At 48.9% G+C, this 12,976-nt stretch carries 12 protein-coding genes and 1 tRNA gene; 11 read left to right on the forward strand and 2 right to left on the reverse strand.

Going from position 1 to position 12,976, the window contains the following annotated elements:
- The first annotated feature begins 63 nt into the window (after window positions 1-63).
- The 8 genes from rpoD (at window position 64) to M0R47_RS10290 (ending at window position 8,581) form a co-directional block, all read left to right on the forward strand.
- On the forward strand, window positions 64-1,872 hold the full coding sequence (gene rpoD, locus M0R47_RS10255) for an RNA polymerase sigma factor RpoD (protein WP_292554156.1): 1,809 nt from the start codon (window positions 64-66) through the stop codon (window positions 1,870-1,872).
- An 11-nt stretch (window positions 1,873-1,883) separates the two neighbouring features.
- A tRNA-Ile gene (locus M0R47_RS10260) sits at window positions 1,884-1,960 on the forward strand.
- Between the two features lie 66 nt (window positions 1,961-2,026).
- Window positions 2,027-3,190 carry a methionine adenosyltransferase gene (gene metK / locus M0R47_RS10265; protein ID WP_292554030.1) on the forward strand — a complete coding sequence of 388 codons (1,164 nt, stop codon included), beginning with the start codon at window positions 2,027-2,029 and terminating at the stop codon, window positions 3,188-3,190.
- A gap of 16 nt (window positions 3,191-3,206) precedes the next feature.
- Window positions 3,207-4,499 (forward strand): adenosylhomocysteinase, encoded by a 1,293-nt coding sequence (gene ahcY / locus M0R47_RS10270; RefSeq protein ID WP_292554033.1) that lies wholly within the window; start codon window positions 3,207-3,209, stop codon window positions 4,497-4,499.
- A 166-nt stretch (window positions 4,500-4,665) separates the two neighbouring features.
- Window positions 4,666-5,514: a methylenetetrahydrofolate reductase [NAD(P)H] gene (gene metF, locus M0R47_RS10275; protein ID WP_292554036.1), complete on the forward strand. Its 849-nt coding sequence runs from the start codon at window positions 4,666-4,668 to the stop codon at window positions 5,512-5,514.
- Window positions 5,515-5,610: 96 nt separating this feature from the next.
- Window positions 5,611-6,963, forward strand: a complete 1,353-nt coding sequence (locus tag M0R47_RS10280) for an adenosylmethionine--8-amino-7-oxononanoate transaminase (RefSeq protein WP_292554038.1) — start codon at window positions 5,611-5,613, stop codon at window positions 6,961-6,963.
- A gap of 2 nt (window positions 6,964-6,965) precedes the next feature.
- Window positions 6,966-7,709: a 16S rRNA (uracil(1498)-N(3))-methyltransferase gene (locus M0R47_RS10285; protein WP_292554041.1), complete on the forward strand. Its 744-nt coding sequence runs from the start codon at window positions 6,966-6,968 to the stop codon at window positions 7,707-7,709.
- Window positions 7,706-8,581, forward strand: a complete 876-nt coding sequence (locus tag M0R47_RS10290) for a CPBP family intramembrane glutamic endopeptidase (RefSeq protein ID WP_292554045.1) — start codon at window positions 7,706-7,708, stop codon at window positions 8,579-8,581. Before M0R47_RS10285 ends, M0R47_RS10290 begins: the two co-directional genes overlap by 4 nt.
- Window positions 8,582-8,584: 3 nt before the next feature.
- Here M0R47_RS10290 and M0R47_RS10295 read toward each other — a convergent pair whose 3' ends face one another.
- Window positions 8,585-9,067 (reverse strand): YajQ family cyclic di-GMP-binding protein, encoded by a 483-nt coding sequence (locus M0R47_RS10295; protein WP_292554046.1) that lies wholly within the window; start codon window positions 9,065-9,067, stop codon window positions 8,585-8,587.
- 53 nt (window positions 9,068-9,120) lie between these two features.
- Entirely contained in the window at window positions 9,121-10,365 is a 1,245-nt protein-coding gene (locus M0R47_RS10300) for a multifunctional CCA addition/repair protein (protein ID WP_292554049.1), read from the reverse strand.
- Window positions 10,366-10,476: 111 nt separating this feature from the next.
- Here M0R47_RS10300 and M0R47_RS10305 point away from each other — a divergent pair, with 111 nt between their 5' ends.
- The 3 genes from M0R47_RS10305 to M0R47_RS10315 all read left to right on the forward strand — a co-directional run bounded on the left by M0R47_RS10305 (window position 10,477) and on the right by M0R47_RS10315 (window position 12,966).
- Window positions 10,477-11,268, forward strand: coding sequence for a sulfite exporter TauE/SafE family protein (locus M0R47_RS10305; RefSeq protein ID WP_292554051.1), 792 nt, complete (start codon window positions 10,477-10,479; stop codon window positions 11,266-11,268).
- 100 nt (window positions 11,269-11,368) lie between these two features.
- Window positions 11,369-12,277 (forward strand): recombination-associated protein RdgC, encoded by a 909-nt coding sequence (gene rdgC, locus M0R47_RS10310; protein ID WP_292554054.1) that lies wholly within the window; start codon window positions 11,369-11,371, stop codon window positions 12,275-12,277.
- Between the two features lie 224 nt (window positions 12,278-12,501).
- Window positions 12,502-12,966 (forward strand): peroxiredoxin, encoded by a 465-nt coding sequence (locus tag M0R47_RS10315; protein ID WP_292554057.1) that lies wholly within the window; start codon window positions 12,502-12,504, stop codon window positions 12,964-12,966.
- Window positions 12,967-12,976 lie beyond the last annotated feature (10 nt).

A 12,976-nucleotide genomic window follows, 5' to 3' on the forward strand; every position in this document is an offset into this window, starting at 1 on the left:
ATTCGTAGTATAATCATTGGTTCGGCGAAGTTAGGCCGAAGCAGAGTCTTCCGTGAGTAAATGATGAACCAAGAACAACAGCAGTCCCAACTTAAACAATTGATAGCCAAAGGCAAAGTCCAGGGTTACCTGACCTATGCCGAGGTTAATGATCACTTGCCGAGTGATATTGTTGATCCTGAGCAAATTGAAGATATTATTGGCATGATCAATGATATGGGGATTCAGGTTTACGAAGTTGCGCCTGATGAAGACTCCCTTATCACCGACTCAGCGGCTGTTACTACAGACGATGAAGACGCCGAAGAAGTTGCGGCTTTAGCTTCTGTTGATAGCGAATTTGGCAGAACCACCGATCCAGTACGCATGTACATGCGGGAAATGGGTTCAGTGGAATTGCTGACTCGAGCAGATGAATTAAAAATTGCCAAGCGCATTGAAGAAGGCCAACAGCAGCTGGTCAAAGCCATCGCTCGCTCCTGCATCGTTGTTGAAGATTTTTTACAATCATTCGACAATATTTCCGGCGAAGAAGGCGGTATTCGTCTTACCGATTTGGTTTCCGGCTTTGTAGATTTAACGGAACCCGAGGATTTTGTTAACGTCCTGCCCGTGAGCGAGGATGTCGAAGAGACTCCAGCCGAAGAAGAGCCAAAAGGACTGAATTACGAAGAAGTCAAAGAGAAAGTTGAGGCTCTCAGAAAGCAATTAAAAACAGCCGCCGCAGCAATTAAAAAGCATGGCTACTCAAGCGATAAAACCGAAAAAGAATTTGAGGCATTAGCCGACTTGTTCATGGAGTTTAAATGGACTCCGCAATACTTAAAGAAATTGACGGCTATTATTCCTAATGGTGTTACCGCTGTGCGGGAGCAGGAAAAACTCATTATGGATATTTGCGTTAATCATGCAAAAATGCCGCGCAAAGAGTTTATTGCCTCCTTTCCTGAGCACGAGACCAGTTCAGAATGGCTTGACCAATATTTGAACTCAGCCAGCAAGTATGCAGCATCACTAAAAGAACGCGAGAAAGAAATAAGAAAAGCCCAAAAAGTATTGGCTGATATTGAGGCCGACTACGGCCTAACCATTAGCGGCTTAAAAGATATTAACCGGCGCATGTCTATCGGCGAAGCTAAGGCAAGGCGGGCGAAAAAAGAAATGATCGAGGCCAATTTAAGGCTGGTTATTTCAATAGCTAAAAAATATACTAATCGTGGACTGCAATTCCTGGACTTAATTCAAGAAGGCAATATCGGCCTAATGAAAGCAGTCGATAAATTCGAATATCGCCGCGGTTACAAGTTTTCGACCTATGCCACGTGGTGGATTAGACAGGCTATCACCCGGTCAATCGCAGACCAGGCTAGAACCATTCGTATCCCGGTGCATATGATCGAAACGATCAATAAATTAAACCGGATTTCCAGACAGATTCTTCAGGAATTAGGACGGGAAGCGACACCGGAAGAATTGGCGGAACGCATGGAAATGCCGGAAGACAAGGTCCGTAAGGTATTGAAAATTGCCAAAGAACCTATCTCAATGGAAACGCCTATCGGTGACGATGAAGATTCTCATTTGGGAGATTTCATAGAAGATGCTAAAGTATTGTCCCCGGTTGAGGCTGCAACAATCGCCGGTTTGCGTGAATCGACACAAAATGTGTTAGCTGGATTAACCGCAAGAGAAGCAAAAGTCCTGCGCATGCGCTTTGGTATTAACATGAATACCGACCATACACTGGAAGAAGTGGGCAAACAATTCGATGTGACGCGTGAGCGGATTCGTCAAATTGAAGCCAAAGCATTGAGAAAACTTAGACATCCTTCAAGATCAGAGCAATTAAGGTGCTTTCTGGATGGCGAGTAAATAATATATAAGGGCCCTTAGCTCAGTTGGTTAGAGCGTCCGACTCATAATCGGCAGGTCGTAGGTTCAAGTCCTACAGGGCCCACCATACGCAAGAAGGCTGCCTCGGCAGCCTTTTGTATATCTGGGTTTTACATTTTAACAAGGTGGTATCGTGAGCAATAATTATACTTTCACATCAGAATCGGTTTCAGAAGGTCATCCTGACAAGGTTGCTGATCAAATTTCAGATGCAGTACTTGATGCCTTATTGGCACAAGATCCTCGTTCGCGCGTCGCTTGCGAGACACTGGTAAAAACCGGCATGGTCATTCTGGCCGGCGAAGTCACTACTGATGCCTGGGTTGATCTTGAAGCGTTGGTCCGAAAAGTTGTTTGCGACATCGGTTATGATCATGGCGACATTGGATTCGACGGTCAAAGTTGCGCGGTTTTAAATGCTATCGGTAAACAATCGGCCGATATTGCGATGGGCGTCGATGAAGCCGAAAATCACGAACAAGGCGCCGGCGACCAAGGCTTGATGTTTGGTTACGCCAGCAATGAAACCGATGTACTGATGCCGGCTCCAATCACTTATTCCCATCTGCTGGTCAAACGTCAGTCCGAAGTACGTAAAAATAAAACCTTGCCTTGGCTGCGTCCTGATGCCAAAAGCCAGATTACTTTCCGCTACGAAGATAACAAGCCCGTAGCTATCGATGCGGTGGTTTTGTCTACACAGCACTCGCCTGAAATTGCTACCAAAGCATTGCATGAAGCGGTAATGGACGAAATTATCCTGCCGGTTCTGCCTAAAGAATGGCTTCATAAAGATACCAAATATTTCATTAACCCAACCGGTCAATTCGTTATCGGCGGCCCTGTCGGCGACTGCGGCTTAACAGGGCGTAAAATTATCGTCGATTCTTACGGCGGCATGGCAAGACACGGCGGCGGCGCGTTTTCAGGCAAAGATCCTTCAAAAGTTGACCGTTCTGCTGCCTATATGGCGCGCTATGTAGCTAAAAACATTGTTGCGGCCGGATTGGCCGAGCGCTGTGAAATTCAGGTTTCTTATGCGATCGGGGTTGCGGAACCTACATCTATCACTGTTGAAACTTTTGGCACCGGTAAAATCAGCGAAGACAGGATGGTACAAATTATCAGGGATATTTTTGATTTAAGGCCCAAAGGCTTGATTGCGATGCTGGACTTGTTAAAGCCTATCTACCAACCGACAGCAGCATATGGCCACTTCGGTCGTACCGAAGAGTCCTTTAGCTGGGAAAAAACCGACAAAGTTGACGCATTGAAAGATGCGGCTGGCCTTAAATAAAAACAAAGGAACAGTAATGAATAAACCAGATTATAAAGTCGCCGATATTTCATTGGCAGAATGGGGCCGCAAGGAAATCAATATCGCCGAAACTGAAATGCCGGGCTTAATGGCCCTGCGTGAAGAATTCGGCGCAGAACAACCTTTAAAAGGCGCACGTATTGCCGGCTGTTTGCATATGACCATTCAAACAGCGGTATTGATTGAAACCCTGACTGCATTAGGCGCAGAAGTTCGCTGGTCTTCTTGCAACATTTTCTCTACCCAAGATCATGCCGCTGCGGCAATGGCCGCTGCGGGCATTCCGGTTTTTGCCTGGAAAGGCGAAACCGAAGTAGAAGCCGAATGGTGTATCGCGCAAACAATCGACGGTCTTGACGGCTGGCGCCCGAACATGATTCTGGATGATGGCGGCGACTTAACCGTCATGATGCATGAAAAATACCCTGAATTAATGGCCGATATTAAAGGCTTGTCCGAAGAAACCACTACCGGCGTATTGCGTCTGTATGAAATGGTCGCTAAAGGCACTTTAAAAGTCCCTGCTTTCAATGTTAACGACTCGGTCACTAAATCAAAATTCGACAATCTGTACGGTTGCCGAGAATCACTGGTTGACGGCATCAAGCGCGCTACCGATGTGATGATCGCCGGTAAAATCGCTGTCGTTTGCGGTTACGGTGATGTCGGCAAAGGTTGCGCTCAATCGTTGCGCGGCCTTGGCGCAACCGTATGGATCACCGAAATCGACCCGATTTGCGCATTGCAGGCTGCGATGGAAGGTTATCGCGTAGTCACAATGGAAGACGCCGCCCCGCTCGCCAATATTTTCGTTACCGCAACCGGCAACTTCAATATCATCACTCATCAGCACATGCTGGCGATGAGAGACCAGGCGATTGTTTGCAATATCGGCCATTTCGATGCTGAAATTGAAATTTCCTCATTGCGTCAATACAAATGGGAAAACATCAAGCCTCAAGTCGATCATGTCATTTTCCCTGACGGAAAACGCCTGATTATTCTGGCAGAAGGCCGTTTGGTTAACCTGGGCTGCGCCACCGGGCATCCAAGCTTTGTGATGTCTAACTCATTCTGCAACCAGGTTCTGGCACAAATTGAACTTTGGAAAAACTCTGCGCAGTATGAGAACAAGGTTTACATCCTGCCTAAGAAACTGGACGAAAAAGTCGCCAGATCGCATCTTAAACAGCTGGGCGTGAATTTGACCGTGTTAACTGAAGCGCAAGCCAAATATATCAATGTTCCGGTAGAAGGACCGTTTAAAGCCGATCATTACCGTTATTGATTAATCATCGTTCCCACGGCCTCCGTGGGAATGCGGTCCGTGTCGCTTCGGCGATGCGGACTGCAATGCGTCCACAGCGGCATCTCGACAGAAACCGCGGGAACGATACATTTCGACAGACATCTGTAGCTACAGTCGTTTGATTCCCGGCAGTGAGACCGTAAAAATGCAAAAGCATCCCCAACTATTTAGTTTCGAATTTTACCCGCCGAAGACCGAAGAAGGCGCTGTAAACCTGCAAGTTGTTCATAGCAAACTGGCAAAACTCAATCCGGACTTTTTTTCCGTTACCTTTGGCGCAGGCGGCTCGACCCGCGACAAAACCTTCGCTACGGTCATTGATATTCAATCCAAAGGCATAGCTGCTGCACCGCATTTGTCCTGTGTTGCCTCAACCAAAGCCAATATCCGGGCGATTCTGAAAGACTACCAGGATCATGGCATCACTAAAATTGTCGCATTAAGAGGCGATTTGCCATCCGGCACCATGTCAGCCGGAGAATTTCGCTACGCTAATGAGCTGGTCGAATTTATCCGCCAGGAAACCGGCGACCATTTCCAGATTCATATTGCCGCCTATCCCGAAGTGCATCCGCAAGCTGCCAGCGGTGCGGAAGACTTCAACAACTTCAAGCGCAAGGCAACAGCGGGCGCCAACGCGGCCATTACCCAGTATTTTTACAATGCTGAAGCGTATTTTTATTTTGTTGATAGCTGCGAAAAAAATGGCATAACCATCCCCATCGTACCCGGTATTATGCCGATTACCCAATACACGCAGTTGTTCCGCTTTTCGGAAATGTGCGGCGCGGACATCCCCCGCTGGCTCAGAAAACGCCTGGAAAGCTTTGGCGATGATCGGGAATCAATACAGAAATTCGGCCTGGACGTGGTCAGCAGCCTGTGCCAACGCTTACTGGAAGGCGGCGCGCCGGGACTGCATTTTTATACAATGAACCAGGCTGCGCCCACCCTGGCGATTTTGGAAAATTTGCATATCAAACCCAAAGACTAAACACAAGGCCGCGCTCCCAACCCGTATTTGCAGCAAGAATTACACCGTTCCCAAGCCCGATTGGGAACGTCCACCAAACCTGAGCGCAGCTAGCTTATGTCGTCCAACCAATCCCTTTCCAACCGTGACCTTTCCGTAGTGTGGCATCCTTGCACGCAAATGAAAGATCACGAAACTTTCCCGCTTATACCGATCAAAAAAGGGCAAGGCGTTTGGCTGGAGGATTTTGACGGCAACCGCTATCTCGATGCGATCAGCTCATGGTGGGTGAATCTATTCGGCCATGCCAATCCTGCCATTAATGCGGCATTAAAAGACCAACTCGATACCCTGGAGCATGTGATTTTCGCCGGATTCACCCATGCGTCCGCAGTCGAACTGGCGGAAAAACTAATCGAAATAACCCCGCCAGGACTAAGCCGCTGTTTTTATGCCGACAATGGTTCTGCTGCGGTGGAAGTCGCGCTCAAGATGAGCTTTCACTATTGGCGCAACCTCGGGCAAATCCAAAAGACCAAATTCATCACCCTGGAAAACAGCTATCACGGTGAAACCTTGGGTGCGCTGGCCGTCGGCAACGTATCGCTCTATAAGGAAACTTACGCACCGTTATTAATGGACGTCATCACCGTACCCGGTCCGGACTGTTACCACCGCGAACCCGGCGAATCATGGGAAGATTATTCCACCCGCCGCTTCACGCTGATGGAGGAGACGCTGCAACAACACAGCAATACGGTGTGTGCGGTTATCATCGAACCCTTGGTGCAATGCGCCGGCAATATGCGCATGTATGACCCAGTCTATTTGCAATTACTTCGCGCCGCTTGCGACAAATACCAAGTGCATTTGATCGCCGATGAAGTCGCGGTCGGCTTCGGGCGCACCGGGACCTTGTTTGCCTGCGAACAGGCGGCAACCAGCCCCGATTTCATGTGCCTGTCCAAAGGCTTAACCGGCGGCTATTTACCGTTGTCGGCAGTGTTGACCACCGATCAGGTCTATCAGGCCTTTTATGCCGATTATCAAACGATGAGCGCGTTTTTGCATTCGCACAGCTATACCGGCAATGCTCTGGCTTGCAGGGCAGGCATTGCGACCATCGATATTTTCCGGCAACACAACATCATCGAAAAAAACCGCTCGTTGGCTGACAGCATGGCGAAAGCGGCAGCGCGTTTCCATGACCATCCGCATGTCGCTGAAGTCAGGCAAACGGGCATGATCCTGGCGATTGAACTGGTCAAAAACAAACATACCCGCGAACCCTATCCCTGGCAGGAGCGCCGTGGACTCAAAGTCTATCAGTACGCGCTGTCCAAAGGCGTATTACTGCGCCCCTTGGGCAACGTTATTTATTTCATGCCGCCCTATATTGTCACCGAGGATGAACTATTATTGATTGCTGAAGTTGCATGGCAAGGCATACAACAGGCAGTTAAGGACTGATTATGCGAGTTTCCAGATTATATACGCCGGCACCGCTGGCCACGGGCAACTTGGTCGAACTGGATGATGACAACGGGCATTATGTCAGAACGGTGTTGCGGTTAAAAAAAGACGACCCGATCATTCTATTTAACGGGCACGGCGGTGAGTATTTGGGCACCGTTGCCGAAGTCAGCCGAAAAGCCGTGCTGATTGCCGTCGGGCAATGGGATGACCGTAGTGTGGAATCGCCGTTGCAGGTCATCTTGGGTCTGGGCATCTCACGAGGCGACCGGATGGATTTGACGGTGCAAAAAGCCGTGGAGCTGGGCGTCAACCACATCACACCGTTATTGACCGAGCGCTGCCTGGTGCAATTCAAAGGCGAAAAAAAACCGCAACGCCTGTTGCACTGGCAAAAAATCGTCCAACATGCCGCCGAACAAAGCGGCAGAACCGCCCTGCCCGCAATGCCGGAAGTTGAGCGGCTGCAAGACTGGGTGAACATCCAACAGGGACTGAAAGTATTTCTCGACCCCTACGCGGAAACGACATTAATGGATTTAAAACCCGACGCAGTGACAGTCACCTTACTCACCGGCCCCGAAGGCGGCTTTTCCAGTCAGGAACGGGACATAGCCAAAGCCTCCGGCTTTATACCCGTCCGCCTGGGCGCCCGCATATTAAGAACAGAAACCGCATCCATTGCCGCCTTGGCCGCCGTGCAGCTGTTATGGGGCGATTTCGGCAAAGGAAATAACGGATGATCAGGAAAATTATTTATTCAATAGTGCCGCTGCTAGTATTGCTGGCAGCTTCATCGTTAGCCTGCATCGTAGGCTATTTTATTTTCCAGGGTATTGACGGCCGGTTTCCTTTATCCAAAGTAATCACCAAATCGACGCAGCTGTTTTTGGTGCTGAGTATTTTTCCAGCCATGGCTTATCTGAAATTGAGCAAGACCGATCTAGGCTTTGCTGCAAAAGCGGTATTTTTTAAGCAAGTATTGCTGGGGTTCGGCTTGGGATTTGCAACGTTGATGCCGGTGTTTATCGCCGAATATGCGCTTGGCATCCATATCATTGATCAGACGCAGCATTGGACTGCCGGTTTACTGGCTGAAAAAGCGCTTATCTCGTTGTTGCTTGCGTTGTTGATTTCGATGATTGAAGAGCCTATTTTCCGGGGCATTCTCTTCGCCGGTTTAAAAAAGAACTTGCCGGTCATTGCGGCAATTATTATCAGCTCAGCTTATTATGCAGCGCTGCATTTCCTGGACAGCAAAACCGAAATACCTTTGCAACAAGCCGACTTATTCAGCGGCTTTACCTTGCTAGGCGAAGCCTTTGCCAATTTAATGAACCCGCAAATCCTGTCGACATTTTTAGCTTTGCTGATGGTGGGTATCTTTCTTGGCGTGCTCAGGACAAACATCAAACAAAGCCTGGGCTTATGTATCGGCTGCCATACCTGCTGGGTGTGGCAAATCAAGATGAGCAAGAGTTTATTTAATACTGATTCCAGCTCGGAATATCTGTATCTGGTCAGCAGCTATGATGGCGTCATCGGCCCATTGGTTACCGGCTGGCTCAGCCTCGCCCTCATCGGCTATTTTGTTTACAAAAAGGTTCGGGGATAAATCTCAATCCCTGAAATTTTCAAACTGCAACGGCATGTCCAGCTTCTCTTCCCTGAGCATTTTAATTACGTCTTGCAGATCATCGCGGCTTTTGCCGGTCACCCTGACCTGGTCGCCCTGAATGGCGGCCTGAACTTTCAGCTTTTTATCTTTAATCAATTTAACGATTTTTTTAGCCATCTCCTTATCCAGCCCCTGCTTCATAGTGATTTCCTGACGCATCCCCTTACCGCTAGGCTTTGCATCACCTGTCTCCATGCAAGCTATATCAATGCCGCGCCGCGTGAGTTTTGCGCAGATAACTCTGAACATTTGCTGTAACTGGAACGTCGATTGGGAGATCATAATCACTTTATCGTCATTCAGTTCAAAGCTTGAGTCGGTGCCCTTAAAATCAAAGCGCGTGCTGACTTCCTTATTGGCTTGGTCAACGGCGTTAGTAAGCTCGTGTTTATCGAATTCTGAAATGATGTCGAAAGAAGGCATGATTATGATGTCAGGATAATAAAAGGAGCCTAACTATAATAATCTTTGCGGCATTATTCAACACCCCTAGCCGATGCAGACGCTCTAATAAACTCGCTGACGGCCTTGATCCGCAAGCGCCGAATCGCTTCGCCGATCTGTGCGCCTTTAAGTTCGCCGTTCAGAATAGACGAAGTATCGATCGATGCTCCCGCCCTGGCTGCACCGCTCAGCAGTTTGGCTTGATGATAAGGGACATTTTCAAGCCCGGCCCGGCCTTTGGCATCCGCCTCGCAGGCCAGCAAAAACTCAGGCAATTTATTGACCGGCTTGAATGCCCCCAGAGCGGTCAGCGTATCGGTTAACGTTGAAGCGCGTAATTCGAAAGCCCGATGACAATGGCTATGGTATTGCATGACCTGCAAGGCCAGAGCCTTAAACGCGTTGGGCACACGCAAGCGGAGGCACATTTGTTCCAGAATCGGCAGCCCTTGGGTTTCATGCCCATGATGATGCGGCCAATGTGCTTTGGGCGACACGCCCTTGCCCAGATCATGAACCAATGCCGCAAATCGCACTTCGGGGTTGGGTGACAACAGCGCCGCCTGCTCCAGGCAGAGCATGACATGAACGCCGGTATCGATTTCCGGGTGATATTTTTCCGGCTGCGGCACGCCGAATAAGCAAGCTATTTCCGGCAAGATTTTATCCAGCGCCGAGCAATCTTTTAAGGTATAGAAAAAAGCGCTGGGCGATTTTTCATTAAGCGCTTTAAACAATTCCGCCCATACCCGCTCGGGCACCAGATGATCCACCTCCCCTGCCGTCACCATGGCTTGCATCAAGCCCTTGGTTTCCTCGGCCAACGTAAAGCCGAGATGCTGATACCTTGCCGCAAAACGGGCGATGCGCAATATCCGCACCGGATCTTCGGCAAAGGCCGGCGAGATATGCCGGAAAATGCGTTTTTCAAGATCGCCCTGCCCGCCGTAAGGGTCAACAAGCTGTCCTTCTGGCGTCATTGCCATGGCATTGATAGTCAGGTCGCGGCGGATTAAATCCTGCTCCAGGCTGACATCAGGCGCTGCATGCACCGTAAAGCCTTTATAACCGGGCGCGGTTTTTCTTTCGGTTCTGGCTAGCGCGTATTCTTCCTGGCTTTGCGGATGCAGGAATACCGGAAAATCCTTGCCCACCGGTCTAAAACCCTGACGCACCATGGATTCCGGGGTCTCGCCGATCACCACCCAGTCCTTCTCCTTGACCGGAAGCCCCAGTAATTGATCGCGCACTGCGCCGCCAACAAGGTATATTTCCACTTAGTCGCTCAAGCCGTTTAACAATGCCCTAGAATAACACAGCTGCATTCGAAAAAAGGCATAATGGCCGTGCGTCCGACGCATCACCCAACCTATAATCAGGGAAACAAAATGATAGCAATTTTTTTAGCCAGCCTTGTACTGGGCGCTGTTTCTGGGCTCATGGCAGGCCTTTTCGGAATAGGTGGCGGCCTTATTATTGTGCCGGTTTTAGCCGTATTATTTGCGGGGCAAGGGTTTCCCTCCGAACTGACCATGATCATGTCGGTGGCAACCTCGCTGGCGACCATTATTTTCACCTCGATTGCTTCAGTACTGGCGCATCATCGATTGAATTCCGTTTTGTGGTATAGAGTTCAGGCCCTGGCCCCAGGAATTATGGTCGGTTCGGCTATCGGAGCCGTGGTCGCGGATCATATAGACGCTGACCTGTTACGCTCTATCTTCATCATCTACTTAGTTTCCGTAGGTGTGCAAATGGCTTTGAAATGGAAGCCTAAACCCGGACGAGAACAACCATCCAAAGAACTGGATTTCGGTGCGGCAGTCATCATGGGACTGCTGTCATCATTACTCGGCATAGGCGGAGGCACACTGACAGTGCCATTTTTAGTCCATTTCCAAACGCCTATGCGAAACGCAGTCGCGATAGCCAGCGCCTGCGGCTTGCCGATAGCCTTGGCAGGAACGTTGAGTTATGCCCTGTTGGGTCGGGATGCATTGCAATTGCCGGAGTGGAGTTTAGGCTATATCTACCTGCCTGCTTTTCTGGGCATCATACTGACCAGCATCTATACCGCCCCGATAGGCGCCAAACTGGCTCATAAACTGCCTGCCGAGGAATTAAAACGCTATTTTTCGCTGCTGTTGTTTGTGATGGCGGCTAAGTTGATATGGTTTTGAAACTGCTTAAATTACCCCCATTCTTAAAATTTACATTATTTTTATGCCGTCAAATTTGCGATAATGCGCAGTCATTTTATTTACAAGGTATCCGTTGCACATGTGGTTTAAGAATCTAAGCATTTTCCGTCTTACTGAAGATTTCACTCTAGCTCCAGCAGACCTGGAACAAAAACTTGAACAAATGGCTTTTCGCCCCTGCGGCAGTCATGAGGAATTCACTTTTGGCTGGACGTCACCGTTGGGAAAATCGTCTGAGCAACTGGTGCATAGCGCGAACGGCTTTTTGATGTTGTGCGGAAAAAAAGAGGAAAGAGTCCTGCCTGCGTCTGTCGTCAATGAAATGATGCAGGAAAAGATTCTTGAAACCGAAGAACAACAAGGGCGCAAATTATCTAAAAAAGAACGCACCGCTATCAAAGATGAGCTTATCTTTGAGTTATTGCCCAGAGCTTTCACGTTCTCGAACAAGACTTACGCCTATATCGACCCTAAAGGCGGCTGGCTGATCGTCGATGCGGCTTCCGCAAAAAAAGCCGAAGATTTGCTGAGCAGCTTGCGCAAATGCCTGGGTTCGTTGCCGGCCGTTCCGCTTAATACTATCGAAAAACCGGTTAAAATCATGACCGAGTGGCTGGTCAATAATCAGGCGCCGGACGATATCACGATTGAAGACGAGTGCGAATTGCGCTCACCGGAAGAGGAAGGCGGCATTATTCGCTGCAAGCGCCATGACCTGAGCCTGCCGGAAATTAAAAATCATCTGGATACCGGCAAGGAAGTTATCAAACTGGCCGTGAATTGGGCCGATCGCATTGCTTTCATTATCGATGAGAATCTGGCCATTAAACGCCTGAAGTTTCTTGATTTGATTCAGGATCAGGTGGCCGATACTGAATCAGGCTCTGAAGCCGAGCAGTTCGATGTGGATTTTTCGATCATGTCGCTGGAACTGTCAAACTTCTTTCCGCGTTTGCTGGAGCTGTTCGGCGGCGAGAATAAGGCGTGATTGTAGTTTCCATCTAAATATCTCACCACGAAGGCACGAAGGACGCGAAGAAATAAAACTTCGCGTCCTTCGTGCCTTCGTGGTGAATAAAAGAGATTTTTCCACGTTCCAGTCTAAATAACGTACACATATCCAGGTTTTATGAGGCTTGCAGTGAAACTTTGATTGCGCTTACACTGCGGCTTCAGGCTTTTAACTATCCGTGAACTCGCAAGGAGATTCCCATGTTAGAACAACACCAGCAAGCCCCGCAGTTCAGTGTAAAAAATCAATTTAATGAAACGGTCAATTTGTCCAATTATCTGGGCAAAAAGAATGTGGTTTTGTATTTTTATCCCAAGGATGACACCCCCGGCTGCACCATAGAAGCCAACCAGTTCACCCAGCTTGCGGAGGAATTTGCCAAGGCGGACACCGTGGTTATCGGTGTCAGCAAGGATACTTGCGCCAGCCATACAGATTTCATTAACAAATACGGATTGAAAGTGGATTTGCTGGCCGACGAAGACGGCAAACTCTGCGAAAGCTATGGCGTATGGCAGGAACGGGAAAAGAACGGCGTTAAAAGCATGGCGATTCTTCGCTCCACGTTCATTATCAACAAGCAAGGCGAATTGGTTGATGTGGCTTACGGCGTTACGCCCGAAGGTCACGCCCAGGAAGTATTGGAAAAAGTAAAAAACTTGTAATTCATGGCAA

Origin of the sequence: Methylobacter sp., from assembly GCF_023227905.1 — a bacterium.
Lineage (GTDB): Bacteria > Pseudomonadota > Gammaproteobacteria > Methylococcales > Methylomonadaceae > Methylobacter_A.

Bases quoted from the DNA above. Each gene is read 5' to 3' on its own strand.
- rpoD (WP_292554156.1), top strand. From the start codon at position 64: ATGAACCAAGAACAACAGCAGTCCCAACTTAAACAATTGATAGCCAAA.
- ahcY (WP_292554033.1), top strand. From the start codon at position 3,207: ATGAATAAACCAGATTATAAAGTCGCCGATATTTCATTGGCAGAATGG.
- metF (WP_292554036.1), top strand. From the start codon at position 4,666: ATGCAAAAGCATCCCCAACTATTTAGTTTCGAATTTTACCCGCCGAAG.
- M0R47_RS10280 (WP_292554038.1), top strand. From the start codon at position 5,611: ATGTCGTCCAACCAATCCCTTTCCAACCGTGACCTTTCCGTAGTGTGG.
- M0R47_RS10285 (WP_292554041.1), top strand. From the start codon at position 6,966: ATGCGAGTTTCCAGATTATATACGCCGGCACCGCTGGCCACGGGCAAC.
- M0R47_RS10290 (WP_292554045.1), top strand. From the start codon at position 7,706: ATGATCAGGAAAATTATTTATTCAATAGTGCCGCTGCTAGTATTGCTG.
- M0R47_RS10295 (WP_292554046.1), bottom strand. From the start codon at position 9,067: ATGCCTTCTTTCGACATCATTTCAGAATTCGATAAACACGAGCTTACT.
- M0R47_RS10305 (WP_292554051.1), top strand. From the start codon at position 10,477: ATGATAGCAATTTTTTTAGCCAGCCTTGTACTGGGCGCTGTTTCTGGG.
- rdgC (WP_292554054.1), top strand. From the start codon at position 11,369: ATGTGGTTTAAGAATCTAAGCATTTTCCGTCTTACTGAAGATTTCACT.
- M0R47_RS10315 (WP_292554057.1), top strand. From the start codon at position 12,502: ATGTTAGAACAACACCAGCAAGCCCCGCAGTTCAGTGTAAAAAATCAA.